At 62.7% G+C, this 24,083-nt stretch carries 25 protein-coding genes and 1 pseudogene; 13 read left to right on the top strand and 13 right to left on the bottom strand.

Translation table 11 applies throughout. The features are described 5' to 3' along the window. The first annotated feature begins 129 nt into the window (after positions 1 to 129). Positions 130 to 1,062: a hypothetical protein gene (locus KW841_RS23470; protein ID WP_218479977.1), complete on the top strand. Its 933-nt coding sequence runs from the start codon at positions 130 to 132 to the stop codon at positions 1,060 to 1,062. 946 nt (positions 1,063 to 2,008) lie between these two features. Here KW841_RS23470 and KW841_RS23465 read toward each other — a convergent pair. From KW841_RS23465 to KW841_RS29825, 9 genes and pseudogenes are all read right to left on the bottom strand, one after another. After that, a complete protein-coding gene (locus KW841_RS23465) occupies positions 2,009 to 2,680 on the bottom strand; it encodes a bifunctional 2-polyprenyl-6-hydroxyphenol methylase/3-demethylubiquinol 3-O-methyltransferase UbiG (RefSeq protein ID WP_218479976.1) in 672 nt (223 codons plus the stop codon). A gap of 14 nt (positions 2,681 to 2,694) precedes the next feature. Further along, positions 2,695 to 2,907, bottom strand: a complete 213-nt coding sequence (locus tag KW841_RS23460; protein ID WP_218479975.1) for a DUF4287 domain-containing protein — start codon at positions 2,905 to 2,907, stop codon at positions 2,695 to 2,697. A 51-nt stretch (positions 2,908 to 2,958) separates the two neighbouring features. Then, positions 2,959 to 3,510 carry a cytochrome C gene (locus KW841_RS23455; protein WP_218479974.1) on the bottom strand — a complete coding sequence of 184 codons (552 nt, stop codon included), beginning with the start codon at positions 3,508 to 3,510 and terminating at the stop codon, positions 2,959 to 2,961. A 225-nt stretch (positions 3,511 to 3,735) separates the two neighbouring features. Then, positions 3,736 to 4,257, bottom strand: a complete 522-nt coding sequence (locus KW841_RS23450; protein ID WP_007978110.1) for a methylamine dehydrogenase light chain — start codon at positions 4,255 to 4,257, stop codon at positions 3,736 to 3,738. An 18-nt stretch (positions 4,258 to 4,275) separates the two neighbouring features. Further along, positions 4,276 to 4,896, bottom strand: a complete 621-nt coding sequence (mauD, locus tag KW841_RS23445; protein WP_007978113.1) for a methylamine dehydrogenase accessory protein MauD — start codon at positions 4,894 to 4,896, stop codon at positions 4,276 to 4,278. A gap of 5 nt (positions 4,897 to 4,901) precedes the next feature. Further along, positions 4,902 to 5,441, bottom strand: coding sequence for a MauE/DoxX family redox-associated membrane protein (locus KW841_RS23440; protein WP_218479973.1), 540 nt, complete (start codon positions 5,439 to 5,441; stop codon positions 4,902 to 4,904). An 11-nt stretch (positions 5,442 to 5,452) separates the two neighbouring features. Further along, positions 5,453 to 6,601, bottom strand: a complete 1,149-nt coding sequence (locus KW841_RS23435; RefSeq protein ID WP_218479972.1) for an amine dehydrogenase large subunit — start codon at positions 6,599 to 6,601, stop codon at positions 5,453 to 5,455. A 395-nt stretch (positions 6,602 to 6,996) separates the two neighbouring features. Continuing rightward, a complete protein-coding gene (locus KW841_RS23430; protein ID WP_218479971.1) occupies positions 6,997 to 8,469 on the bottom strand; it encodes an ATP-binding protein in 1,473 nt (490 codons plus the stop codon). A gap of 187 nt (positions 8,470 to 8,656) precedes the next feature. Beyond that, positions 8,657 to 8,734, bottom strand: a pseudogene (locus tag KW841_RS29825) (outer membrane lipoprotein carrier protein LolA); the annotation flags it as partial. Between the two features lie 69 nt (positions 8,735 to 8,803). Between KW841_RS29825 and KW841_RS23425 the strand changes: the two are divergent. The 9 genes from KW841_RS23425 (at position 8,804) to feaR (ending at position 16,674) form a co-directional block, all read left to right on the top strand. Beyond that, a complete protein-coding gene (locus tag KW841_RS23425) occupies positions 8,804 to 9,961 on the top strand; it encodes an acyl-CoA dehydrogenase family protein (protein ID WP_218479970.1) in 1,158 nt (385 codons plus the stop codon). A 30-nt stretch (positions 9,962 to 9,991) separates the two neighbouring features. After that, complete coding sequence (locus KW841_RS23420; RefSeq protein ID WP_007978123.1) at positions 9,992 to 10,363, top strand: hypothetical protein; 372 nt, start codon at positions 9,992 to 9,994, stop codon at positions 10,361 to 10,363. 3 nt (positions 10,364 to 10,366) lie between these two features. Further along, positions 10,367 to 10,837: a nuclear transport factor 2 family protein gene (locus KW841_RS23415; protein ID WP_218479969.1), complete on the top strand. Its 471-nt coding sequence runs from the start codon at positions 10,367 to 10,369 to the stop codon at positions 10,835 to 10,837. Next, a complete protein-coding gene (locus KW841_RS23410) occupies positions 10,834 to 11,958 on the top strand; it encodes an amidase (protein WP_218479968.1) in 1,125 nt (374 codons plus the stop codon). Before KW841_RS23415 ends, KW841_RS23410 begins: the two co-directional genes overlap by 4 nt. A gap of 23 nt (positions 11,959 to 11,981) precedes the next feature. Further along, positions 11,982 to 13,265, top strand: coding sequence for a Rieske 2Fe-2S domain-containing protein (locus KW841_RS23405; RefSeq protein ID WP_218479967.1), 1,284 nt, complete (start codon positions 11,982 to 11,984; stop codon positions 13,263 to 13,265). Further along, on the top strand, positions 13,262 to 13,762 hold the full coding sequence (locus tag KW841_RS23400) for an aromatic-ring-hydroxylating dioxygenase subunit beta (protein ID WP_218479966.1): 501 nt from the start codon (positions 13,262 to 13,264) through the stop codon (positions 13,760 to 13,762). The genes KW841_RS23405 and KW841_RS23400 overlap by 4 nt, the downstream gene beginning before the upstream one ends. Positions 13,763 to 13,772: 10 nt before the next feature. Beyond that, on the top strand, positions 13,773 to 14,513 hold the full coding sequence (locus tag KW841_RS23395; protein ID WP_218479965.1) for an SDR family NAD(P)-dependent oxidoreductase: 741 nt from the start codon (positions 13,773 to 13,775) through the stop codon (positions 14,511 to 14,513). 137 nt (positions 14,514 to 14,650) lie between these two features. Continuing rightward, positions 14,651 to 15,601 (top strand): PDR/VanB family oxidoreductase, encoded by a 951-nt coding sequence (locus tag KW841_RS23390; protein ID WP_218479964.1) that lies wholly within the window; start codon positions 14,651 to 14,653, stop codon positions 15,599 to 15,601. Positions 15,602 to 15,753: 152 nt separating this feature from the next. Further along, complete coding sequence (feaR, locus tag KW841_RS23385) at positions 15,754 to 16,674, top strand: transcriptional regulator FeaR (protein WP_218479963.1); 921 nt, start codon at positions 15,754 to 15,756, stop codon at positions 16,672 to 16,674. Positions 16,675 to 16,958: 284 nt separating this feature from the next. Here the strand turns inward: feaR and KW841_RS23380 are convergent, their stop codons facing one another. After that, on the bottom strand, positions 16,959 to 17,588 hold the full coding sequence (locus KW841_RS23380; protein WP_126045361.1) for a response regulator transcription factor: 630 nt from the start codon (positions 17,586 to 17,588) through the stop codon (positions 16,959 to 16,961). A gap of 259 nt (positions 17,589 to 17,847) precedes the next feature. Between KW841_RS23380 and hpaC the strand changes: the two genes are divergently transcribed. The 3 genes from hpaC to KW841_RS23365 all read left to right on the top strand — a co-directional run bounded on the left by hpaC (position 17,848) and on the right by KW841_RS23365 (position 19,979). Further along, positions 17,848 to 18,360, top strand: a complete 513-nt coding sequence (hpaC, locus tag KW841_RS23375) for a 4-hydroxyphenylacetate 3-monooxygenase, reductase component (protein WP_008002569.1) — start codon at positions 17,848 to 17,850, stop codon at positions 18,358 to 18,360. Positions 18,361 to 18,833: 473 nt separating this feature from the next. Further along, entirely contained in the window at positions 18,834 to 19,136 is a 303-nt protein-coding gene (locus KW841_RS23370) for a DUF6124 family protein (protein ID WP_218479962.1), read from the top strand. A 546-nt stretch (positions 19,137 to 19,682) separates the two neighbouring features. Beyond that, entirely contained in the window at positions 19,683 to 19,979 is a 297-nt protein-coding gene (locus tag KW841_RS23365) for a DUF6124 family protein (RefSeq protein WP_218479961.1), read from the top strand. A gap of 192 nt (positions 19,980 to 20,171) precedes the next feature. On the opposite strand, the gene KW841_RS23360 is transcribed toward KW841_RS23365, so the two are convergent. The 3 genes from KW841_RS23360 to KW841_RS23350 are packed head-to-tail and all read right to left on the bottom strand — an operon-like array spanning position 20,172 to position 23,784. Beyond that, complete coding sequence (locus KW841_RS23360) at positions 20,172 to 21,188, bottom strand: phosphotransferase enzyme family protein (protein WP_218479960.1); 1,017 nt, start codon at positions 21,186 to 21,188, stop codon at positions 20,172 to 20,174. A gap of 9 nt (positions 21,189 to 21,197) precedes the next feature. After that, complete coding sequence (locus KW841_RS23355) at positions 21,198 to 22,478, bottom strand: aspartate aminotransferase family protein (RefSeq protein WP_116583138.1); 1,281 nt, start codon at positions 22,476 to 22,478, stop codon at positions 21,198 to 21,200. Then, on the bottom strand, positions 22,471 to 23,784 hold the full coding sequence (locus KW841_RS23350; RefSeq protein WP_218479959.1) for an amino acid permease: 1,314 nt from the start codon (positions 23,782 to 23,784) through the stop codon (positions 22,471 to 22,473). The genes KW841_RS23355 and KW841_RS23350 overlap by 8 nt, the downstream gene beginning before the upstream one ends. Between the last annotated feature and the right edge of the window lie 299 nt (positions 23,785 to 24,083).

The raw sequence follows: 24,083 nt of genomic DNA, 5'->3' as shown, positions 1-24,083 counted from the left end.
CGTTAGCAGCATGAGCGCACCGGAGTACTTCACAGTGCTCAGGCTTCTATGTTGGCTGTGCCGACGCCTTCGCTGGCAAGCCAGCTTCCACAAGGTTCTTCAGTGTTCACAAAACCTGTGGGAGCGGGCTTGCCCGCGAAGGCGGTAGATCAATCGCCGATGATGTTGGCTGTGCCGACGCCTTCGCTGGCAAGCCAGCTCCCACAAGGTACTTCAGTGTTCACAAAACCTGTGGGAGCGGGCTTGCCCGCGAAAGCGGTAGATCAATCGCCGATGATGTTGGCTGTGCTGACGCCTTCGCTGGCAAGCCAGCTCCCACAAGGTTCTTCAGTGTTCACAAAACCTGTGGGAGCGGGCTTGCCCGCGAAGGCGGTAGATCAATCGCCGATGATGTTGGCTGTGCCGACGCCTTCGCTGGCAAGCCAGCTCCCGCAAGGTTCTTCAGTGTTCACAAAACCTGTGGGAGCGGGCTTGCCCGCGAAGGCGGTAGATCAATCGCCGATGATGTTGGCTGTGCCGACGCCTTCGCTGGCAAGCCAGCTCCCACAAGGTTCTTCAGTGTTCACAAAACCTGTGGGAGCGGGCTTGTCCGCGAAAGCGGTAGATCAATCGCCGATGATGTTGGCTGTGCTGACGCCTTCGCTGGCAAGCCAGCTCCCACAAGGTACTTCAGTGTTCACAAAACCTGTGGGAGCGGGCTTGCCCGCGAAAGCGGTAGATCAATCGCCGATGATGTTGGCTGTGCCGACGCCTTCGCTGGCAAGCCCGCTCCCACAAGGTACTTCAGTGTTCACAAAACCTGTGGGAGCGGGCTTGCCCGCGAAGGCGGTAGATCAATCGCCGATGATGTTGGATGTGCCGATGCCTTCGCTGGCAAGCCAGCTCCCACAAGGTACTTCAGTGTTCACAAAACCTGTGGGAGCGGGCTTGCCCGCGAAAGCGGTAGATCAATCGCTGATGATGTTGGCTGTGCTGACGCCTTCGCTGGCAAGCCAGCTCCCACAAGGTACTTCAGTGTTCACAAAACCTGTGGGAGCGCGGGCTTGCCCGCGAAAGCGGTAGATCAATCGCTGATGATGTTGGCTGTGCCGACGCCTTCGCTGGCAAGCCAGCTCCCACAAGGTTCTTCAGTGTTTACAAAACCTGTGGGAGCGGGCTTGCCCGCGAAAGCGGTAGATCAATCGCTGATGATGTTGGCTGTGCCGACGCCTTCGCTGGCAAGCCAGCTCCCACAAGGTTCTTCAGTGTTCACAAAACCTGTGGGAGCGGGCTTGTCCGCGAAAGCGGTAGATCAATCGCCGATGATGTTGGCTGTGCCGACGCCTTCGCTGGCAAGCCAGCTCCCACAAGGTTCTTCAGTGTTCACAAAACCTGTGGGAGCGGGCTTGCCCGCGAAAGCGGTAGATCAATCGCTGATGATGTTGGCTGTGCCGACGCCTTCGCTGGCAAGCCAGCTTCCACAAGGTTCTTCAGTGTTCACAAAACCTGTGGGAGCGGGCTTGCCCGCGAAAGCGGTAGATCAATCGCCGATGATGTTGGATGTGCCGACGCCTTCGCGGGCAAGCCAGCTCCCACAAGGTACTTCAGTGTTCACAAAACCTGTGGGAGCGGGCTTGTCCGCGAAAGCGGTAGATCAATCGCCGATGATGTTGGCTGTGCTGACGCCTTCGCTGGCAAGCCAGCTCCCACAAGGTTCTTCAGTGTTCACAAAACCTGTGGGAGCGGGCTTGCTCGCGAAGGCGGTAGATCAATCGCCGATGATGTTGGCTGTGCCGACGCCTTCGCTGGCAAGCCAGCTCCCACAAGGTTCTTCAGTGTTCACAAAACCTGTGGGAGCGGGCTTGCTCGCGAAGGCGGTAGATCAATCGCTGATGATGTTGGCTGTGCCGACGCCTTCGCTGGCAAGCCAGCTCCCACAAGGTACTTCAGTGTTCACAAAACCTGTGGGAGCGGGCTTGCCCGCGAAAGCGGTAGATCAATCGCCGATGATGTTGGCTGTGCCGCGCTGCTACAGCCGCGGCTCGGCCACCAACAGCAACGACTGCGGCACAGGGCTTTGCGGGTGTTGCGGTTCCTGCAAGCCGGCCAGTACAAAACCGGCCATGTCCAGCGCGTTGAGCCAACTGGACAGGGTGCGGAAGTACCACGGCATGGGCTGCCACTGGCCCTTGAACCCGGAAAAGGTCTCTTCCCGCCAGCCATCCTGATAGTCGCCCGCCGCAGCGGCCCACGGGTGCAGCGTCTGGATCACCAGCGCGCCGCCAGGGGCGAGCAGGCTGTTCATGGCGCCGAGCAGGGGGATGATGTCCTGATGCAGCAGGGCGAAGTTGGCGCAGATCAGGTTGTAGTCGCGACCGATGTCGACGGCTGCCTCTGCCAACTGTTCATAGCTCGCCAGATGCACCGGTGCAGCGCCCGCCGCCCGTGCCGCTTCCACCAGCGTCGCATCGCCATCCACCCCGACCGCCTCGATGGCCCGGTCCGTCAGCGCACGCAACAGCCAGCCTTCGCCGCAACCCAGGTCGAGCACCCGTTCAGGCTGGCGCCCCAGCACCGCCAACAGGATGGCCTGGTCGGTGACCTTCAGACGACTTTCGATGGTGCCCGTGCGGATGGCGTCGATCCAGGCCCGGGCATTGTGGTGCCAGCTGTCGAGGAGGGTGGATTCGGGGGCGGGCATGGCGTTGTCCGACGCTAGGTGGCAGTTGCCAAATAATAGGCAACCAACGCGTTGGCGTGGCCATGACCCATGCCGTGTTCGGTTTTGAGCCAGGCCACCATTTCCATGTGCTTCTTGTCGCTGAGGGTTTTAAGCAGGTCCAGCCAATGGCTGATCGGCTGCCCATACTTCTTCTCGATTGACGGGAAGTACGAAGCCGGTCCTTTGGTTTTTGTCTCTTCGGTCACGATGCAAACTCCCTTTTCGCTTTGGTGGGGTCGAAAGCAGCACCGGTTACGTTACTGATTTGCCGTCGGCGAGTCCATCGTTCCAGCGGTCATCCCGTCATCGATGGCGATGCCTTGGGCGCGCATGGCCTTGATCAACTCGCTGCGGGTGCCGGGCAGGTTGAGCATGGTCTGGGCGCGCAGCGCCGCGACTTCTTCGGCGGTGTAAGGCTGATAGTCGGCCGGCAGGCTTTCACCCGCCATGCCGTCTTTACGCATCAGCCAGTTGAGCAAGTCCGCCAGTTGCGCGTTGTTCAGCGCCGACTGCGACATGCCCGGCACCCGCACGAGGAATTCGCGGCCGCCCGGTACCTTCAGGAAGTTGCCGACAAAGCCTTTCATCCGTGGCGTGTCATTGGCGGCGGAACCCGTGCCGTCGCCCAGGTGGCAACCGGCGCATTGCAGCTGATAGTTGACGCCGACGCCGTACCCGGCCTGGGCAATCGGTTTTTGAATCTCTTCGTTGCCCGGCGCATGTCCCTGCGCCGGGTCGGGAATGGCCCGGGCGAACGCGAGCGGGGCGCTCAGGGCGCAGACGAGTCCGAGCAATATCAACCTACGCATAAAACCAACCTCCGCTGATGACCGGTTTGGCACCTCAATGTAGGAGCGAGCCTGCTCGCGAAGGACGTCAACGATAACGCGGGCTATCTGGTTTAACGCGTCGCCCTTGAGTTCTTCGCGAGCAGGCTCGCTCCTACAGGTACCCACACAAAGCAGTAAAAAAATGAAAAGCAGCCACAGAAAAAAAACCGCCGATTACGCGAGCAACCGGCGGAAAGTGCGCGTTTAGACGGCGACGCCGCGGATTACCGAAACGGTGCAGTGATAGATGTGCGATTTGGCGGCCAGGCACCAGTTCACATCGTTGTTGTTGAACGGGCGGTAAGCCGGTTCTTCACTGTCGTTGCGGGTACAGGCGCACTGGGCGCAGCTTTGCTTACCGCAGCAGTCGTTGTAGGAAATGATGTAGTCCTTGCCATCGGCCGGGTTGCGGCAGGTGCCGATCCAGGTCACTTGCGAGGCTTCGGTGCCTGGCGGGCAGGAGGTCACCGAACCGCCGCAGCAACTGCACAGAAAGCCGTCGATGGAGCAGTAGCGCCAGTAGTCGCAGCTGTTCGGATCACCCGGGTCGCCAGCCTGCGCCGGCTCCGCGGCCAGGGCCTTGCTGGTACGGTCCAGCGGCAGCAGCAAGGGCAGGGCGGCGCCGGCCACCATCAGCGAGCCCATGCGCGACAGCAATTTGCGGCGCGAGGTGGTGTCGGCCACACGGCGGGTCGAGCGCTCGAACAACAGATCCAGCAGTTTCATAAACGTCTCCCTGCCTTATCAGTGGCTATGGCCGTGGCTGTGGTCGTGGGTGTGGGGTTGGGCATTGAGGTACTGCTGCAGCGTGGCGTGCTTGAGGTGCTCGACTTCGAACAGGCTGTCCAGGTGCTCGCGGGAGTTGACCAGGCCCTTGGCGCGCAGGGTGCCGGCCTTGTCGATCAGCGCGGCGTACGGCAGCTTGCCGATCTGGTAGGTCATGCCCACTTCCGGGCCGACCACGTAGGTGGCGTCTTCGAGTTTGTGTTCACGGATCAGCGCTTGCTGGGCGTCCATGTCGCCATCGCTGACGAACACCACGTCCAGACTGCCCGCTTGCTCCCTGGCGATGGATTTGATCGCCGGCAGCAGCGACTTGCAGATCGGGCAGGTCGGCGAGAGGAAGAACAGCAATTGCGATTTTTCACCGGCATAACCGAAGTTCACCGGGCGACCGTGGCGATCGCTGGCAGTGATCTGCGGCGCGGGTTCATTGACCGCCACGCCTTTGTCGACCATCAGCGCGCCGGCCGGGGCCAGACGCCCGTGCAGCACGCCAATCTGCCGCACCAGGCCCATGACGACAAACGCCACGGCCACCAGCAGCACCCAGAGCAGAACGTTGGAAACAATCAAGCCTTCCATTTCGATTACCTACCAATCAATTTGAGCAGAAGAGGGGAATTCGCCAGCAAGCCATCGGCGGCGGCGTAGATGAGCAACGCGACCGCGGCGACGGCCAGGGTCACGAAACCATCGAACAGGTTGAGGTCGCGGGCGACCGGCGCCACGCAGGCCACCAGCGCAAGCAGCACCAGTGCACTGTTGCGCGCCAGCAGCACCGGGCGCAGCGGTTGTGCCTGGTCGGGACCGGCGCAACCGCAGTCGATGTCCGCGCGACCGCGCCACAGGTTGATGCCGATGGCGGCGGCGTACAGCGCCAACAGGCTGGCCGCGCTCACCGCGGCGTAACCCCGGCTGACCGGCACCAGCAGGGCAAAGGCGATGGCCAGTTCCAGCAGCGGCACCAGCCGTGCCGTCGGGCGCACCAGCGCCTGGGGCAGCAGTTGGTAGTCCGCCAGTTGCCGGGCGAAGCGGGCCGGCGCGCGCAACTTGTGGGTCGCGGCGCTGGCCAGCAACACCGCGATGGCGATGGCGCTGGCAATGATGAAGATCGGATCTGTGTGCATGGCCGAACCTCTCAGTAGCTCAGGACCTGAGTCGCGGTCTTCGCGACTTTCGGCATGCTGCCGGTGAGCTTGTTGGTCTTCAGATCGAAAATCTGCAAACCGCCTTCCACATCGGTGCCGAGCAATAACGGCTTGTCATCACCGGTGGCCTGCATGCTCCACACCGGAACCGGGGCTTCCAGGGTCGCTACTTTCTTGTGGGTCTTGAGGTCGAACGCCCAGATCAGAGGGCTCGGGTCTTCCCACTTCATGGCTTCGTGGGCGTCGTGCATCAGCACGTACAGGCGGTCCAGCTTCGGTGCCACGGCCATCAACTGCCAGCCGCCCGGTGCCCAACCGGCCTTCTTTTCTTCGTCGGTAACCAGCGACCAGGACGGCAGGATCTTCGGCGCGCTACCTGCGAAATCCACCGGGCGCACGGTGCCGGTCGTGGTGGTGAAGTAGTAGGTGTCGCCGACGTTGACCGCGCGCTCCACCAGTTTTTCCGCATTTGGATCAAAGAACGGCGTGCGGCTGCGCGCGCTTTCCTGGCCCTGATCGTTGAGGGTCACCACTTGCAGGCTGCCGTCGCCGCACAGCGAGGCGAAGCGGCGGTTGCCGATCGGGTAGTTGAGCACGCAACCGGGAATGGCGATTTCCGTGGCAACGGCCTTGGCCTGGGTATCGACCACAGTGACCGAGGTCGACGGGGTGAAGTTGTAGACATAGACGAACTTGTCGTCGCCACTCGGCTTGAGCGCATAACGCTGGGTCAGCGATTCGGCGCGCTTGTTCGGGATCAGCACTTCCCAGGCCGGCGACAGGGTCGAGCTGTCCCACGCGGTCAGTACGTCGGTACGGGTACCGCGGGTGCCGCGCGAATACCAGATGTCCGCACTGTAGAGGGTCTTCTTGTCATGGCTGAGGGTCGACGGCGCGGCAAAACCGGTCGGTACCATGCCGAGGATGCGCTTCTGGTCCGGGTCGACCACGGTCACGCGGCCGGCGACGAAACTGTCGAACTCGACGTCGATGACAAACGCGCGGTGAGCTTCGGGTGGAAACGCCAGAACGGTCTGGCCAATCGTACCGGCGGGCAAATCCGCGCGGGCACTGTTCAAACCGAGTACAAGCAGGCTCAGGCCAAGCGCTGACTGTACGGAGATCCTGTTTGTTCGCATAAGGGGAACTTCCTGAATTGTTGGTAACGCGGATCGCGGGTGCTTTGGCAGATTTTTACCCTTTGATTCTGCCGTGCCCCGCGATCAGGAGAATTGCCCTGCCTGCCAAGTGTTTGTGTGTCTGTGCCAGTGTCGTGAAACTGGCTGCACAAGCTGATAAAGCAGGGGGTTGAAGGGTCTGAGAGGGGGAGGGCGACGCTGCACTTGTGGCGAGGGGGCTTGCCCCCGTTGGGTCGCGAAGCGGCCCCAGTATTTTCCAGTCAAACCATGCCAGCAGGTTTTGCGGCGGCTTCGCCACCGAACGGGGCGATGCGGCGTTCCGACAAGCCCCCTCGCCACAGGGTTTGTGTAAGGCCACAGGGTTTGTGTATGTCAGACCAGAGGAGTTGTGCTGGTCAGGCGAGTGGAAGGGAAAAGCTGAATACCGCGCCGCACGGCGCCAGGTTTTGCGCCCAGATATCGCCCCGGTGGCGACCGATGATGTTCTTGCACAGCGCCAGGCCAATGCCGTTGCCACTGACCTTGGAGGAGAAAAAGCCGTCGAACAGCTTCTCCTGCGCCTGGGCCTGGATGCCACGGCCGCAGTCTTCGATGCGCACCAGCGCCACCTCGTTGTCGCGGCTGGCCTGGATCCGCAACACGCGCCGCTCGGCCGGCAGGTCGGCCATTTCTTCGATGGCGTTGAAGGCCAGGTTGAGGATCACCTGGCCGATCAGCACCTTCTCGCAACTCACCATCAGCGGTTCTGGCGAGGCGATGATTTCCACGCGCACCCGGCTCGGGTCGGCACGCAGGCTGATGAAGTAGCGGGTTTCGCGCAGCAGTTCATTAAGGTCGACCCGCTCCTCCGATTGCTCCAGCTTGACCACATAGTCGCGCACGCTCTTGATGATCACCGAGGCATGCTCGATTTGCCGTACCGCGTTTTGCAAACCCCAGGCGACGTCCTGATCGGTTTCGCCGGCGTTGCCCAGGCGAATCATCGTGCCTTCGATGAAGTTGCGGGTGGCGGCCAAGGGCTGGCTCAGTTCGTGGGCGATGGCCACGGCCATTTCGCCCATGGCGTTGTAGCGCGCCAGGTACTCGAGCTTCTGCTCGCTGACCCGCCGCGCTTCCTCGGCCTGGACCTGCTCGGTGACGTCGCGGAACAGCAGCAGATGGCCGACCAGATCATCTTCAATCTCGATGTAGCGGCAGGTCGCGTCATGCCAACGCCATTCGCCATCCCGGCGCTGCACCTTGTAATGCACGTTGAACGGCGCGTGCTCCGGCGTTTCATGGGCAAATTGTTGCAGCAGGCGCTGGCCGGATGCGTCGTCGCACCAGGCCAGGAAGTTCTTGCCCATCAGCTTGTGCACTTCGCTGTTGAGCAGGTGCGCGCCGGAGTCGCTGATAAAGCGGATGTCGCCCTCGGGGCCGAGCACCGCCACGCCTTCGGCCAGGTCCTGCATGAAGGCCTTGAGCCGGCTTTCGAACCGTTTGAGGTCGCGCTTGACCTTGTCCTCTTTGGAGATGTCGCGGAACTGCACCATCAACACATCGCGACCGTCCAGGTGCACCAGGGTCGCCACCGCCTCGGAAAGAATCTCCACCCCTTGCTTGGAGCGATAGCACCACTCGATGGCGCGCTGCCCGGTACGCGCGGCGCCTTCGAGCCAGCGCAAGCCGACCGAACGTCGGTACTTCGGCGCATCGCGGGTCATGTCCGGGGCCTTGAGCGGCGTCAGTTCCTCCAGGGTAAAACCCAGCGCCGCCAGGGCAGCGGCGTTGGCCCAGAGAATCTCCTTGGTGTGCGCGTCATGAAGAATGATGCACAGCGGCATGGCTTCGATCAGGGCAAAAAAGTCGTTCGGTTTTGGCAGGTACATCGCACGGCCCCTGGCGGCAGAGATTTGCAGTATGGCGTTTTATACCTGCTCGCACAGCGCGATGCGCTCAGAGGTAACCGGCGTGGACCTAGGGGTTTTCTTTAGCGAGGAGGCTGCACGCACCAATAGTTGCGCCGGGATACGGTTTTTACACTGGCCTCCAATGCAAGGGCAACGACCCGACCCTTGTAGGAGCGAGCTTGCTCGCGATGAACCTGAGAGCGCCACGGGGTGCCAGGTTTCCAGCGTCATCGTTGACGACCATCGCGAGCAAGCTCGCTCCTACAAGGAGCGGTGGAGCCCTCTAACAATAATCAAAACGGAGAACTAGCCCATGCTGCGGCAACAAGACCCTGTGTCCGGCCCGGTCGTGCCAATGGTCGAGAGTCAGCTATTTGAGCAGGTGCTGGATGAGGTTCGCCAACGCCGCGAGGAATTCGACGCCGGCTCCCACGTGCCTCGGGACATGATCGAGCGCTTCAAGCAACTGGGCATCTACCGCGCCGCCACGCCGAAATGCTACGGCGGCGACGCCCTGGCACCGGCGTTGTTCCTGCACATGATCGAACGCATCTCCGAAGCCGACGGCTCGGCGGGCTGGGTCGCCAGCTTCGGCAGCGCCGGTGTCTATCTGGCGGCCTTGCCACCGGAAACCCTGGCTGAAATCTACGCCCAGAGCCCGGACCTGGTGTTCGCCGGCGGGTTGTTCCCGCTGCAGCCAGCCGAGGCGGTGGAAGGCGGCTGGCAGGTTAACGGCACCTGGAAGTTCGCCAGCGGCAGCAAAGGCGCGGACCTGCTGGGTGTCGGCATCGGCGCCAGTGCGGCGGGCGGCAAACCGCGCACGGCGGTGTTCCCGGCCAGCCAGGTCGAGATCGTCGAGAACTGGGACGTGGTCGGCCTCAAGGGCACCGGCAGCCATGATCTGCGCGTCACCGACAAATTCGTCGAGGACCGCTGGACCTTCATCCGTGGCGGGGCTGCAACCATCGATGAACCGCTGTTTCGCTACCCGTCGATCGCCTACGCCGCGCAAGTGCTGGCGGTGGTCAACCTCGGCCTGGCCCGTGCAGCGCTGGACGAAATCAGCCGCATGGCCGGCGCCGGCGGCATTACCGGTGCGCCGAAAATGGCCGACCGCGCTTACGTGCGCATCGAGATCGCCAAGGCCGAAGCCAAGCTGATGGCCGCACGGGGGTTCTTCTACAACGCCACCGAACAGGTGTGGAACTCGATCCTGGCCGGCAACCCGGTCACGCCGGAGCAGACCAGCCTGCTGCGCCTGTCGGCGATCCATGTCTCCCAGGCGGGTGCCGAGGTGGTGCAGAGCGCCTACAGCCTGGCCGGGACCACCGCCATTTACCTGCGTCATCCGCTGCAACGCTACCTGCGCGACTCGATGGTGGTGACCCAGCACGCCTTCCTCAGCGAAGGGCTCTACGACGGCGCCGGCTCGGTGTTCCTCGGCGTGCCGCCGTTCCCGGGCTACATCTGATTTTTCATTACTTTTTCAAGGATCAACACCATGTCCCAAGCTACCCAGGAACCGTTGCGCGTCGTCTTCTGCATCGGCATTACCCAGAACTTTTTCGACCTGCCCACCGGCGAAGGCCTGAGCGTGTGGAAGGGCTTCAGCCAGATGATGGGCTCCCTCGGCGCCATGCCCGGCATCACCGTGCTCGGCGCCATGGACGACGACCGCCTGATGGTCGGCCCGTCGACCACCTCGCCCTGGACCGTGTACATCATGGCCGACGTCGACTGCCACCAGTCGGTGATCGACGCCTGCAACCTGTTCCGCACCACGCCGGTGGGCGAGTACAGCCTGTGGCGCTACGCCAAGGTCGAAGCGCGCATCGGTCGCCCGCTGACCATCCCTGACGCGGCCAGGGTGTAAGCCATGAACGAGGCCTTGCTGCAGCGTCTTCAGACGCTCGAAGGGGAAAGCGCGGTGCGTCGTCTGATGGCGCGCTACATGGACCTGTGCGATGTGCCGAGGGCGCTTACCCATGTCAGCGAATTGGCTGAGCTGTTCTGCATCGATGCGGTCTGGGAAGGCGTCGGCAGCCAGACCGCGCAAACCTTTGGTCTGCACCGTGGGCGTGATGCCGTGGCCGAGTTTGTCGGCGGTTACCTGCCGCCGTCGGACCACTTCCGACTGAACCTGCACTACCTCACCAGCGAGTCGATCAGCGTCGACGGCAGCACGGCGCAAGGGCAGTGGATCATGCAGCAGATCTCCACCTACGCCGATGGCCGCAACGAGCTGTTCGGCACGCGCCTGAACATCGATTTCCGCTGCGTCGACGGCACCTGGCTGATCGCCCATTTCCGCACGCAACGGCTGTTCAACACGGAGCTGAATGCATGAGTACTTTCATCAGCGAATTCCTCCTCGGTGGCAACGGCAAGCGCGTCGCCATCAAGGACTCCATCGACATCGCCGGCCACCCGACCCGTTCGGGCAGCCGTGCTTTCGCCGATGCACCCGCTGCAACGAAAAACGCCGAAGTGGTCGACGCGATCCTCGACGCGGGCTGGCAGATCGTCGGCAAGACCAATCTGCATGAACTGGCCTTCGGCGTCACCGGCATCAACGACTGGACCGGCACACCGGTGAACCCGCAGGCGCCGGACCGGGTGCCGGGCGGTTCCTCCAGCGGCTCGGCCTCGGCCGTCGCCGCCGGCCTGGCAGACATTGCCATCGGCACCGACACTGGAGGTTCGGTGCGGGTGCCGGCGGCGTGCTGCGGCATCGCCGGGCTCAAGCCGACCTATGGCCGTGTCAGCCGCATCGGTGCCCATCCGCTGGAATCCAGCCTCGATTGCGTCGGGCCGTTCGCCAAAAGCATGGACGATCTGATCGCCGCCATGCAGGTGATTTGCCCAGGCTTTGAGGTGCAGGGACTGCCCGCAGACGGCGCGAAAGTCGGCTTCCTCGACGTGGCCTGTGACGCGCACCTGCAAGCCAGTCTCGGTGCCGCGGCCGACCGCGCGGGATGGCGTCGCAGCCACCTGCACCTGAGCGAATTCGAAGCCGCGTTCGCCGCCGGCCTGACCGTGATCAATTTTGAAAACTGGGCCGCGTTCGGTCATCTCACCGGCAAAGGCCTGATCGGCGCCGATGTCGAGACACGCCTGTTGGCGGCCAGCCGTATTACGCGTGAAGAGCTCGCAGAGGCAGAGGCCGTGCGCACGCGCTTCACGCAACAGGTCGATGCAGCGCTGGAAGAGTTCGCCGTGCTGTTGCTGCCGACGCTGCCAAGCCTGCCGCCAACCCTCAGCGAAGCCCGCGCCGGCAGCAAGGCCGTGGCTGGCATGACCCCGCTGGTGCGGCCTTTCAACCTCAGCGGCCACCCGGCGCTGACGGTGCCGGTGGAACTCGATTGCGGCGGATTGAAAGTCGGCCTGCAAATCGTCGGCCGCAAAGGTCAGGACGAGCTGGTCTGCGCCTTTGGTGCGCAACTTCAAGCCTCTACAACCCAAATCTAAAAAGAAGCCATGAGGAGAACCGCATGAGCACTCATGAATACCGGCTGATCGCAACGTCGAAAAGCCCCGAAGACCTGGTCAGTCACGACCGCGTCGACGTCTCGCTGTACAACGACCCGGCGCTGTTCGAAGCCGAGCTGGAAAAGATTTTCTACCGCACCTGGGTGTGGGTGGCCCACGAAAGCGAAGTGCGCAACAGCGGCGACTTCAAGACCGCCACCATCGGCCGTCGCCCGGTGATCGTCGTGCGCGACAAGAAAAATAACATCAACGTACTGGAAAACCGTTGCCGGCACCGTGGCGCCACCGTGTGCGAGAAGCACAAGGGCAACGCCACCGGTTTCACCTGCCCGTACCACAGCTGGTCCTATGGCCTGGACGGCAAGCTGCGGGCGTTGCCGTATCCGGACGGTTACGAAGGCATCCTGGAAAAGTCCGAACTGCCGCTGACCAGCCTGCGCGTCGAAAGCTACGCCGGCATGGTCTTCGCCAGCTACAACGACGAGATCGAACCGCTGGAAGACTTCCTCGGCGGCGCCAAACACTGGATGGACCTGTTCATGAAGCAGGGCGCCGGCTACCCGATCAAAACCCAGGGTGAACACAAGTTCAGCTTCAAGGGCAACTGGAAGATCCAGCTGGAAAACACCACCGACGGTTATCACTTCCCGATCGTGCACAAGTCGTTCATGTCGTCGGTGGATGAAGAAACCTCGGAGATGCTCTCGTTCATGACCGACGAACAAGCCGTGACCCACTCCCTGGGCAACGGCCACAGCGTGATGGTGATGGTGCCGGAGCACGTCGACCTGGATCACGACGACGGCACCGAACAGTTGCAGGAACGCTTCGCCCACGTCACCGAAGAGCTGTCGAAAACCCTGCCGGCCGATCAGGTGCGTCGCATCGTGCGCTCGCTGCACGGCGCCGGTTTCAACCTGAACCTGTTCCCCAACGTGGCGATGTCGATGTCGTTCTTCCGCGTGCTGCGCCCGGTATCGGTCACCGAAACCGAGATCCGTCACGTGGCCCTCGGCATGGACGGTGGCCCGGAAATCGCCAACCGCGAACGCATGCGCATCCACGAACACTTCCAGGGTCCGTTCGGTTTCGGCAGCCCTGACGATGCCGAAGCCTGGGACCGCGTGCAGCGCGGCTCGTATGCCGGCGTCGACGCGCCGATCCTGGTCAACCGCGGCCTGAACCGCGAAATCACCGCTGCAAACGGCGACAAGGTCAGCCACGCCACCGACGAAGGCGGCATGCGCGGTGCCTACGACATGTGGAAAAGGATGATGAGCCAATGAGCAATCACGACACCCTGAACGGTTTTGCAGGTCCCCTGGCCCAGGCCATCGAATTCATCTGGCGCGAAGCCGAACTGCTCGATCACAAGAACTACGCCGAATGGGCGACCCTGTGGAGTGACAGCGGCAAGTACATCGTGCCGATCGACCCGGACACCGAAGATTTCGAAGCGACCCTCAACTACGCCTACGACGATGCGCGCATGCGTGCCCTGCGCATCGAACGCCTGAGCGCCGGCTTCTCGCCGTCGGCGGTGGACGCGGCGAAAACCATTCGCACCGTCTCGCGTTTCCGTCTGGTGGAAGCGGCCGGTGACATCGTCGAAGTGAATTCCGCGCAGTTGCTGTACGCCTACAAGCGCGGCGTGCACACGCCATTCGTGGCCGAGCTGAACCACCGCATCCGCTTCACCGACGGCGTGCCGACCCTGGAACGCAAGGTGGTGCGCCTGATCAACTCCACCGACAGCCTGAGCGCGCTCGGCTTCCTTTTGTGAGGACACCCACATGAGTCGAGTAGCCCTCGTAACGGGTGCTTCGCGCGGGCTGGGCGAGTGCATCGCCCGCCGTCTGCACGCGGCAGGTTATCGCGTGGCCCTGGCGGATGTGCGCCTCGACGGCGTGCAGCAACTGGCGTTGCAACTCGATGGCAGCGGCGCCAGCGCCATGGCCATCGAACTGGATGTGCGCAGCAAGGCCGACTTCCAGCGTGCCCGCGACCTGCTCGTCGGGCAGTGGGGCGGCACCGACATTCTGGTGAACAACGCCGGCGTGTCGAAAGTCGCCGCGCTGATGGACATCACGCCGGAAGAGTTCGATGAGTCGATGGCGATCAACCTGCGCGGCACCTTCGTGGCCTGCCAGGTGTTCGGCGCGCACTTTGCCGAGCGTGGCTTCGGGCGCATCGTCAACATCGCGTCCCTGGCCGGGCAGAACGGCGGCACCGCCACCGGCGCGCACTACGCGGCGGCCAAGGGCGGCGTGGCGACCCTGACCAAGGTTTTCGCCCGTGAACTGGCGCCGCAAGGGGTGACGGTCAACAGTATCTCGCCGGGTCCGCTGGACTTGCCGGTGGTGCGCGAAACCGTGGCGCCGGAGCGTCTGGAGCAGATCCTGAAAATGATCCCGGCCGGCACTCTCGGCGACCCGTCGTACATCGCCGACAGCGTGTTGCTGCTGATCGCCGACAACGCCGCCTCCGTAACGGGCGCGTGCTGGGACATCAACGGCGGCTTGTTCATGCGCTAAACGGACCCCCCTGTAGGAGCTGCCGAAGGCTGCGATCTTTTGATTTTGTTTTTCAGGATCAAGATCAAAAGATCGCAGCCTGCGGCAGCTCCTACAGGTGTTGTGTTAAACGAAAAAATAAATATTCAGGTGATGCAATGATGAAGGTGAAGATCGAAAGGATCGTCGACGAAGCGCTGGATATCCGCTCCTTTCGCCTCGTGCGCAGTGACGGCCAGCCGCTCGACACCTATGAACCGGGTGCCCACGTCGACCTGACCGGGCCGACCGGGGTGACCCGCCAGTATTCGCTGTGCAGCCCGCCGCAGGATCGCCGTGCCTACCTGGTGGCGGTGAAGAAAGAAGCGCAGTCGCGCGGCGGTTCGCTGGCGTTGCACGAGCAGGTCGAGGAGGGCATGGAGCTGGAAATGGGGCCGCCGCGCAACCTGTTTCGACTCGATGAAAGCGCCGGCGAACACCTGCTGTTCGCCGCCGGTATCGGTGTCACGCCGCTGCTGAGCATGGCCTACAAGCTGGCGGAAAGCGGCCAGCCGTATCGCCTGCATTATTTCGCCCGTTCGGCGCAGTACGCCGCGTTTACCGAGCTGCTGGCCACCCGTTTTGCCGATCACGTGGAGTTTCACTATGGTGTGGAGCCCGCGGACCTGGACGGCGCATTGAGCGCATGCCTGGAGCGCGCCGGCAGCGCCGCCCACGTCTACACCTGCGGCCCGGCACCCTTCATGAACACAGTGGTGGCAGTGGCTTCGCGCAGTCGTCCGGATGAGGCCATTCACCTCGAACACTTCGCGGCGGACCCGGCGGCCAACAGCGCCCCGGCCGGCGGTTTCGAAGTGGAGCTGGCCAGTTCCGGCGTGGTGCTGCACGTGCCGGCCGACGCCAGTCTGGTCGATGTGCTGCAGGCCCACGGTTGCGACATCGACACCGAATGCCGCGAAGGTATTTGCGGTACCTGCATCGTCGAAGTGCTGGACGGCGTACCGGAGCACCGCGACAACTGCCTGTCGAACAAGGAAAAGGCGTCCAACAAGCAGATCTGCGCCTGTGTGTCACGGGCGCTTTCCGCTCGTCTGGTATTGGACATTTAAGGCTCGGGAAGGCTGGAAAGCATGCGCCGGAGCCTGTTGAATGGGCGCCCGGCGGCCGTCGAGGGAGGTGATGGCTACAGAAACAACGGTTTTGACGAACCGCTCGATGAAGCGGTCGAAAAATAACAACAAAAACGTGAGGCTTTGCGGACATGATTACAGCATCGACGGTGCGCAACGAGGCGTTCGAAAGTTGGTTGAGCCAGGTGAACCAGGCCTGTGGGCGTTTCGACGCGCGGGCACTGGACACTGATTTCTACGGCGAACTGGCGGAATTTCGCAGCGGTGCGATCAACCTCAGTGTGGTCGACATGGCGCACGTGCATTTGTATCGCACCAGCAAGGACGTCAGCACCAGCAGCGACGGCCACTACTACGCCGTGTTCCAGATGCGTGGCAGTTCACAGCTGGAGCAGGGCGACAACCGCGCGCAACTGGGTTGTGGCGACATCGCGCTGATCGACGCCAGTCGTCCGAGCGACATGACCTACCACGACGACTGCCGACAGCTGTCGCTGATTCTTCCACGCCAGGTGGTCGAGCGTGGTTCGCACTTCAATGCCGTCAACTGCGCCACGCGCATCGCGGCCAGCAACCCCCTGGCGGCGATGGCCAACAGGCTGGTGCTGGAGACTCGCCAGCAGGAAGGGCTGGACATGCAGGAAAGCGAGGCCGTGCTCGATGCCCTCGCCAGTTTGTTGTTGCCGGGTATCAGCGCCCGGGACAGCGCGGCCGATCCCCATGAGCGACAGTTCCGCAAGATCATCGCGTTCATTGATGCACACCTCAGCGACGAGGAGCTGTGCCCCGAGTTGATCGCCCGTGAAGTCGGGATTTCCGTGCGCGGCCTGTACCGGATGTTCTCCAAGCGCGGGTTGGTGGTGGCGCAGTACATCAAGCACCGTCGCCTGGACTTCTGCGCCGAAAACCTGCGCCGCGCCGATGTCGAGCAGAAGCTGTCGGCGCTGTGTTATGCCTGGGGCTTCTCGGATTCGAGCTACTTCTCGTCGGCCTTCAAATCGCGCTTTGGTGTGTCTCCAGGAGCATATCGCAAGCGGTATAGCCAGATCTGACACCCACCATTGATGGTGTGTTTGCTGGCCTCATCGCGGGCAAGCCCGCTCCCACAGGGTTTTGTGCTGACCACATGATCCGGGCACGACACGCAACCTGTGGGAGCGGGCTTGCCCGCGAAGAGGCCATGTCAGTCGCCTTCAATTTCGGATGTGTCGGCCTCATCGCGAGCAAGCCCGCTCCCACAGTAGATCTGCGGTGAACACAAGATCTGTGTACGGCCGGGATCAACCTGTGGGAGCGAGCTTGCTCGCGATGAGGCCCGACGGCGAATACAAAATGATCAGTGCCGCACCGGCTCATCCACCGGCAAATGCAGCACCTCGCGCACCAGCATGGCGATGCTGGTCACGCCCATCTTTTCCTTGATCTTGGTGCGGTGCACGTCAACGGTCTTCACGCTGATGTTCAGCTCCCGCGCGATCACCTTGCTGGCCTTGCCATCGATCACCAGCATCAACACTTCCCGCTCACGGCTGGTCAGCAACGCCAGTTTGCCCTGCAGGTTCTGACGCTGCTGCTGATCGGCCTGGGCGTGCACGGCGGTCTTCAGCGCGGCCTGGATGCGGTCGATCATCTGTTGCGGGTTGTAGGGCTTCTCGACGAAGTCCAGCGCGCCGTTCTTCATCGCCGTGACCGACATCGGAATATCGCCATGGGCCGAGACGAAGATGGTCGGCAGGGTGCTGCCGCGCTGGTTGAGGATTTCCTGCAGCTGGAAACCGCTGGTCTCCGGCATGCGCACGTCGAGCACCAGGCAGGCGGGCTGTTTGGGGTCGTACTGGCTGAGGAATTCTTCGGCGCCGGCAAAGCACTGCGCCTGCACGCTGACCGACTCCAGCAACCAGGCCAGGGAAGTGCGCAGGTCCTTGTCGTCGTCAACGATATAAACAATCGGTTTGCGGGTTTCCATCGGGGCTGCCACGAAAGTTTTCTAATTATTGTTTTCGCACGCGAACGCGCGGCACGCATCGGCTCGTCTTTCTGGAGCCAGTCATCAGAATACCCACTGTGGCCGGCCCTTGCGATAAAGAAACCACCTAGTCGACTAGCGGAAACCCAACCTCGCCATGGGGATCGTCAGAATGGTTGTGTCGCGCCCGCAGCCTTAGTCTTGTTCCATCACCTACGGGCCGCAAGATGGCGGTCCTCCTGAAGGAAGGGGCATCGACATGGCCGACCTGAGCCAGCAGCAAATCGACTTTCGCAACGCCATGGCGCAGCTGCCTGCGGCGGTGAACATCATCACCACCAACGGCCCCGGCGGGCGCTGCGGCATCACCGCCAGCGCGGTGTGCTCGGTGACCGACTCGCCGCCCACCGTGCTGGTGTGCGTCAACCGCAACAGCGCCACCCACGACGTGTTCCGCACCAACGGCCACTTGTGCGTCAACGTGCTGTGCGGCGAGCAGGAAGAACTGGCCCGACACTTCGCCGGCATGACCCAGGTGCCGATGGCCGAACGTTTCGCCTGGGACCTGTGGGACGACGGCGCGGCCGACGTGCCGGTGCTTCGCGATGCCCTGGTGCAGTTGGAAGGGCGCATCAGCGAGTGCAAGGAAGTGGGCTCGCACTCGGTGATGTTCGTGGAGCTGACGAAGGTCGGCGTGCGCGAACCACGCGACAGCCTGGTGTATTTCAACCGCTTGTTCCATCGCCTGGAACATGCCGGCGCGCATTGCTGATAGACCGCGTTATCGTTCAATCGCGAGCAAGCTCGCTCCCACAGTGGATTTGAGTCGAACACAGATGTTGCGTTCGCTGAAAGTCCCTGTGGGAGCGAGCTTGCTCGCGATGGCGGTGCCAGTTTGGAATGCTTGTTTAACGGCTGTAGGAGTAACTTCCTGCAAGCTACAACACCTTGCGGCATTGCCTACAGCTACGCCAGAATCCGCCGGCTTGTGCGTCTTGGAGGCCATCGGTAACTTGGCCCGCGTCACTGATTTGCAGTGATCGGGTTTAGCAGCCCGTGGTGACACGAGGCGCATTGGCGGTCCACACAGTCAGGTATTCCCCATCCCTGCACTTGATGGCAGCTGTGCGCAGGGCGCCCTCGGGCGCGCCGGTTTCGTGTCTCCCCGGTCTGCTAACCTGCGTACAGCCGCCACCCTTCGTTTAGCAGCGAATCGGTGATGGCTCCAGTTCTGGAGACCGAACGATGTTGAAGGTTACCCCTGATCCACCGCAAGACGACGCCTGTCCCAATCCGGCCCTGCACATCATGGCCACCCCGCACAAACCCTCTTCGATGTTCACCATCAACCCGCAAATCGACACCGAAACCCTGCTGGCCCACGCCTGCGAATCGCTGGCCTCGGCGAGTGTCATGGCCAATGACCTGGCGGGTTTCCTGGAAGGCACGCACCGCAACACCCTGCTGGGCATCGCGCAAGTGATCATGCTGGGGGAGTTGGCGGTGAATCGGGCTTTGGACAGGCTGGATTCACCGGAATCTGCCTAACGCCGCTGACCCTGTGGGAGCGGCGGTGCGGCGATCCGACTTGCTCGCGAAAGCGGTGTGTCAGTCAACATTGATGTTGGAAGTGATGGCCTCTTCGCGGGCAAGCCCGCTCCCACAGTGGATCGTCGTCGAACACAAGTTCAGAGTTCACTGAAATCCACTGTGGGAGCGAGCTTGCTCGCGATGGCGGTGCCAGTTCGAAGAGCTTGTTTAACGGCTGTAGGAGTAACTTCCTGCAAGCTACAACACCTTGCGGCATTGCCTACAGCTACGCCAGAATCCGCCGGCTTGTGCGCCCTGGAGGCCATCGGTAACTTGGTCCGCGTCACTGATTTCCAGTGATCGGGTTTAGCAGCCCGTGGTATTTGAAGATCGTACGAGTGCCCGTCAGGCAGGTATTCCATACCTGCATTTGATGGCAGCTGTGCGCAGGGCGCCCTCGGGCGCGCCGGCTTTCTTCATTTCCCCGGTCTGCTAACCTGCGTACAGCCGCCACCCCTCGTTTAGCAGCGACGACGTGGCAGCATCACAACGGAAATGAAAGTCATGCTCAAGGTTACACCTGATCCACCAGACAACGATTCCTGCCCAAACCCGGCCCTGCACATCATGGCCACCCCGCACAAACCCTCCACACTGTTCACCATCAAACCCGACATCGACACCGAAACCCTGCTGGCCCACGCCTGCGAATCGCTGGCCTCGGCGAGTGTCATGGCCAATGACCTGGCGGGTTTCCTGGAAGGCACGCACCGCAACACCCTGCTGGGCATCGCGCAAGTGATCATGCTGGGGGAGTTGGCGGTGAATCGGGCGTTGGATCAGGTCGATCGGCCCGCCTAACCACGAACACTGTGGGAGCGGCGGTGCGGCGATCCGACTTGCTCGCGAAAGCGGTGTGTCAGTCAACATTGATGTTGGAAGTGATGGCCTCTTCGCGGGCAAGCCCGCTCCCACAGGGATCTTCCGTGAACACAAGAAGTGAGTACGCCAAAAATCCACTGTGGGAGCGGGCTTGCCCGCGATAGCGGTGGATCAGACCTGCAAATATTCCCGAGCCAACAAACAAGCCCGCTCAATCAACATCGGCGCCATTTCAATCGCTGTCGGCGTGCCCTGGCGGGTGTGAATCCAGCCCAGGTACGTGGTGCCACGCAGCATCAGGAACAGCGCCAGGGTCTTGCGATCCGCCTCGGTCAGCGGCTTGACCGCGTGGTAGCCGTCGAGCAGCGCGGCCTTGATCTGATCAAAGCGCGGGTCATCCAGGCAGAAGTACAGCGCCGTGGCCAACTCGAACATGTGCCAGCCAAACCCGGCATCGTCGAAGTCGATCAGGCGCAAGCGCGGGCCTTCGATCAGCAGGTTCTCGGGCACCAGGTCGGCGTGGATCATGCCGAAGTTGCCCAGGTGTCGACCGTACTGACGCAAGTCCTTGCGCGCCGTGCGCCGGGCCTGTTGCAGCAGCTCCCGCTGCTCTTCGCTGAGTTGCTCCAGCTCCCAGAAACGCCCCCAGAACGGGTTGGCGCCGATCAGGCCTTCTTCATCCCAGGCATGCCGGACAAACTCGTCCGGCTGCTGCCAGTGCGCCGAATGCAGGTGAATGCGCGCGGCAATCGCGCCGGCCTCACGGAACAGAAAATCGATTTCGGTATCGGCCTGCACCCCGTTCTCCGAGGTGCCGGCGGTGGCGCCCGGCAGCCAGGCGAGCATGTCGATGTGGCGCGGCTCGCCGATGGCTTGATGGGTGACTTCGACCAGGTGGCTTTGATTCTGCGCACGGATGATTTGCGGCACGGTGATGCCGGCGCCGGCCAGTGCCTCCATCCATTGCAGCTCGGAACGCAGCGCGGCTTCGCCGTGATAGCCATTGCGGTGGATGCGCAAGGCGACCCGCTGGCCATCGTGGCGGTGGGCGGAGAACACCGCGTTCTCGCGAAACTTCACCAGTTCAATGTCGGCGAACTCGCCGTCCCACTGTTGCAGGGCATGGCGCGCCAGTTCGTGCAGACGGGCCACTTGCTGATCGTGTGGCAGGGTGTGGAATTCAGTCATGGCAGGGCCTCAAATCGCGCTCAGGGCGTGGTCCAGGGTGTCGACAAACAGGTCGGCGTGATCGCGGCCGAACACCAGCGGCGGTCGCAGTTTGAGAATGTTGTCGCCGGCGCCGATCTTGCTGATCAGCACGCCGTTCTCGCGCATGTCGTTGACCACCTTGCGCGCCTCCAGGCCGGCCGGCTCCTTGCTGGCGTGGTCGCGCACCAGTTCCATGGCGAAAAAAAGGCCCTTGCCGCGCACGTCGCCGATGATCGAGTGCCTGGCGGCCAGCGCTTGCAGGCGTTGTTGCACGTAAGCGCCAACGTCTTGCGCGTTTTTCAGCAGTTGCTGTTGCTCGATCACGTCCAGCACCGCCATGCCGACCGCCGCCGCCACGGGCGAGCCACCGAAGGTGTTGAAGTACATCGCGTGGCGCCCGAAGGATTCGACCAAAGCCTTGTGGGTGATCAAGCCGGCCAGTGGATAGCCGTTACCCATGGGTTTGCCGAGGGTGACGATGTCCGGCACCACACCGTGGGCCTGATGCCCCCACAGATGATCACCGGTACGGCCGAAGCCGGACTGCACTTCGTCGGCGATGAACAGTCCGCCCGCGGCGCGAATCAGCACGGCGGCCTTGTTGACGAAGCTGGCCGGCACCCGTGGCAGGCCTTCGTTGGCGAACAGGGTGTCGATCAGCAACGCGGCCGGGCGAATGCCCTGGGCCTGCATCGAGGCAATCGCGGCGGCGATGTTGGCCGCGTATTGCTCGGCCAGTTGCGCCTCGGTGGTGCCGACCGGTGCCCGGTACAGGCACGGAATCGGCACGGCGCGGGCATGGGCGGCGAAAGGTTCCGGCGAGGGCAGGGCGGTGGTGACTTGCGCCAGCGACGCCGAGTTGCCGTGGTAGTTGTAGTCACTGACGATGATGCCGGTGCCGCCACTGGCAAAGCGTGCCAGACGCAGCGCCAGCTCATTGGCCTCGCTGCCGGTGCAGGTGAACATCGCGGTGTCCAGCGACTCACCGAAGGTCGCGGTCAGGCGTTCGGCGTAGCGCACCACTTGCTCGTCGAGGTAGCGGGTATGGATGTTCAGCGTGGTGGCCTGGCGGTGCATGGCCTCGGTCACGTGAGGGTTGCAGTGACCGACGCAGGGCACGTTGTTGTAGACGTCGAGGTAGCGACGACCGTCGACGTCGAACAGCCAGACACCTTCGCCACGCACCAGGTGCAAGGGCTTGTCGTAGAACAGCGGTGAGGCGCTGCCCAGTACGCGATGGCGGCGTTGCAGCAGAGTGTCTTCAGGCATGGTCTGGAACCTCAATGACGGTGGTGCGACGGTTGCGCAGCAGGTAGTTGAAAATGCACAGGCTGAAGGTCACGGCGAGGGCGATCAGCATCAGCAGGTCGAGCTGGAAGCAGGCGGCGATCACCACCAGCGTCAGGGCCAGGCCCAGCCAGGCAACCAGTTTGCCGCCGGGCAAGGTGAAGGGCCGTGGCAGGTCAGGCTGGCGGGTCTTGATGCACAGGTACGCGGCGAAGATGAACAGGTAGCCAACGTTGAGCAGCAGCACGACCGCGAGCATCACCGTGGCCGGGTCCACTTCGGACAGCGGCAGGCCGATGGCGCCGATCAGCAACAGCGCCGGCCAGGGCGTACCGCGTTTGCCGGTCTTGCCCAGCCATTGCGGGAACAGGCCGTCGCGAGCCATGGCGAACAACTGCCGGGACGCGGCGAACACCAGCGAAAAGAAGGTAGCGATCAGGCCGAACACCGCGCCGCAGCCAATCACCTTGGCCAGCCAGGAGCCGTCGCCGAAGGCGCTGTTGCCGGACATCGCGGCGTACAGCGGATCACCTGCCGAACCGACCAACTCAACGCCACCGGCACCGGGTGCGCAGACCAGCACCACCAGCGCCGTCACCAGCAAGGTGCCGATCGCCGCCAGAATGCCCCGTGGCATGGTGCGGCCGGGGTTGTGTGCTTCTTCGGCAGCCGAACCGGTTTGCTCGACCGTGATGAACAACCAGATCGCGAAGGGTACGCAGGCGAAGATGCCGCCGAGGCTGACCGGGGTGACGACGTTGGCGGGCAATTTCAGCAAGTTGGCCAGTTCGACATGGGGCGCCATGGCCACGCCAAAGGTGAGCAGGGCGACCACGGCAATGATGCCGGCGATGAAGGTCAAGCCCATGGCCTCACCGACACCGCGCATGTGGATGCCGATGATCACCGCGAACAGGGCGATCTTCACCGGCCAGCCACCGAGGCCGAAAATCGATTCGGTGTAGGCGCAAATGAACGTCGCTGCCGCACCGGTGCCGATGGTCAGCGCCAAGGCACAGGCAACGCCGACCAGATACCCCACGAACGGCCCGAACGCACTTTGCGCATACACGAACACACCACCGGCACTCGGCAACGCCGTGGACAGTTCCGCCACGCACAAGGCCAGGCCGCCGCAGAGCAGCGCCATCAACAACGTGGCGATCAGCATGTTCAGCCAGCCGCCGGCCGCCAGCCCGAAGTTCCAGCCGGAAAACTGCCCGGCCACCACCAACGCAATTCCGAGGCCGGCAATCTTTGGCCAGCCCAGCGCACTTTTCTTGAGCACAGAAATCTCCCGCGACCCGAAGGCCGATTTATTGTTTTAGTGAGATGTGGAGGGGTTCAGCGTTGCATTGCAGGGCACGTTGGAGCGGGTTGTGCCCCAGAGGTCGGCTTCGATACTACGCCGGGGGTGTGGCGCGGCAGGTGTGCGTGTGTGCCATGTCGTTGGTTGTGGGTGCCAGATGTGGGCCTGCTCGCGAAGGCGGGGTGTCAGGTGACGGTGATGTTGGATGTGCTGGCCTCATCGCGAGCAGGCGCGCTCCCACAGGGGATCTGTGGTGCACCTGGAAATTGTGTGTGGCA

This window comes from Pseudomonas sp. PDM28 (genome assembly GCF_019219115.1).
In the GTDB taxonomy this organism is placed as follows: Bacteria; Pseudomonadota; Gammaproteobacteria; order Pseudomonadales; family Pseudomonadaceae; genus Aquipseudomonas; species Aquipseudomonas laurylsulfatiphila.
Note: the sequence above shows the minus strand (reverse complement) of the source record. Positions and strands in the feature narration are given on the sequence as shown.

What these genes read in the sequence shown, in the direction of transcription:
- KW841_RS23390 (WP_218479964.1), top strand. Translation starts at nt 14,651, where the DNA reads ATGATGAAGGTGAAGATCGAAAGGATCGTCGACGAAGCGCTGGATATC.
- hpaC (WP_008002569.1), top strand. Translation starts at nt 17,848, where the DNA reads ATGGCCGACCTGAGCCAGCAGCAAATCGACTTTCGCAACGCCATGGCG.
- KW841_RS23410 (WP_218479968.1), top strand. Translation starts at nt 10,834, where the DNA reads ATGAGTACTTTCATCAGCGAATTCCTCCTCGGTGGCAACGGCAAGCGC.
- KW841_RS23380 (WP_126045361.1), bottom strand. Translation starts at nt 17,588, where the DNA reads ATGGAAACCCGCAAACCGATTGTTTATATCGTTGACGACGACAAGGAC.
- KW841_RS23435 (WP_218479972.1), bottom strand. Translation starts at nt 6,601, where the DNA reads ATGCGAACAAACAGGATCTCCGTACAGTCAGCGCTTGGCCTGAGCCTG.
- KW841_RS23355 (WP_116583138.1), bottom strand. Translation starts at nt 22,478, where the DNA reads ATGCCTGAAGACACTCTGCTGCAACGCCGCCATCGCGTACTGGGCAGC.
- KW841_RS23440 (WP_218479973.1), bottom strand. Translation starts at nt 5,441, where the DNA reads ATGCACACAGATCCGATCTTCATCATTGCCAGCGCCATCGCCATCGCG.
- KW841_RS23360 (WP_218479960.1), bottom strand. Translation starts at nt 21,188, where the DNA reads ATGACTGAATTCCACACCCTGCCACACGATCAGCAAGTGGCCCGTCTG.
- mauD (WP_007978113.1), bottom strand. Translation starts at nt 4,896, where the DNA reads ATGGAAGGCTTGATTGTTTCCAACGTTCTGCTCTGGGTGCTGCTGGTG.
- KW841_RS23405 (WP_218479967.1), top strand. Translation starts at nt 11,982, where the DNA reads ATGAGCACTCATGAATACCGGCTGATCGCAACGTCGAAAAGCCCCGAA.
- KW841_RS23465 (WP_218479976.1), bottom strand. Translation starts at nt 2,680, where the DNA reads ATGCCCGCCCCCGAATCCACCCTCCTCGACAGCTGGCACCACAATGCC.
- KW841_RS23400 (WP_218479966.1), top strand. Translation starts at nt 13,262, where the DNA reads ATGAGCAATCACGACACCCTGAACGGTTTTGCAGGTCCCCTGGCCCAG.
- KW841_RS23365 (WP_218479961.1), top strand. Translation starts at nt 19,683, where the DNA reads ATGCTCAAGGTTACACCTGATCCACCAGACAACGATTCCTGCCCAAAC.
- KW841_RS23425 (WP_218479970.1), top strand. Translation starts at nt 8,804, where the DNA reads ATGCTGCGGCAACAAGACCCTGTGTCCGGCCCGGTCGTGCCAATGGTC.
- KW841_RS23370 (WP_218479962.1), top strand. Translation starts at nt 18,834, where the DNA reads ATGTTGAAGGTTACCCCTGATCCACCGCAAGACGACGCCTGTCCCAAT.
- feaR (WP_218479963.1), top strand. Translation starts at nt 15,754, where the DNA reads ATGATTACAGCATCGACGGTGCGCAACGAGGCGTTCGAAAGTTGGTTG.
- KW841_RS23395 (WP_218479965.1), top strand. Translation starts at nt 13,773, where the DNA reads ATGAGTCGAGTAGCCCTCGTAACGGGTGCTTCGCGCGGGCTGGGCGAG.
- KW841_RS23415 (WP_218479969.1), top strand. Translation starts at nt 10,367, where the DNA reads ATGAACGAGGCCTTGCTGCAGCGTCTTCAGACGCTCGAAGGGGAAAGC.
- KW841_RS23450 (WP_007978110.1), bottom strand. Translation starts at nt 4,257, where the DNA reads ATGAAACTGCTGGATCTGTTGTTCGAGCGCTCGACCCGCCGTGTGGCC.
- KW841_RS23420 (WP_007978123.1), top strand. Translation starts at nt 9,992, where the DNA reads ATGTCCCAAGCTACCCAGGAACCGTTGCGCGTCGTCTTCTGCATCGGC.
- KW841_RS23430 (WP_218479971.1), bottom strand. Translation starts at nt 8,469, where the DNA reads ATGTACCTGCCAAAACCGAACGACTTTTTTGCCCTGATCGAAGCCATG.
- KW841_RS23455 (WP_218479974.1), bottom strand. Translation starts at nt 3,510, where the DNA reads ATGCGTAGGTTGATATTGCTCGGACTCGTCTGCGCCCTGAGCGCCCCG.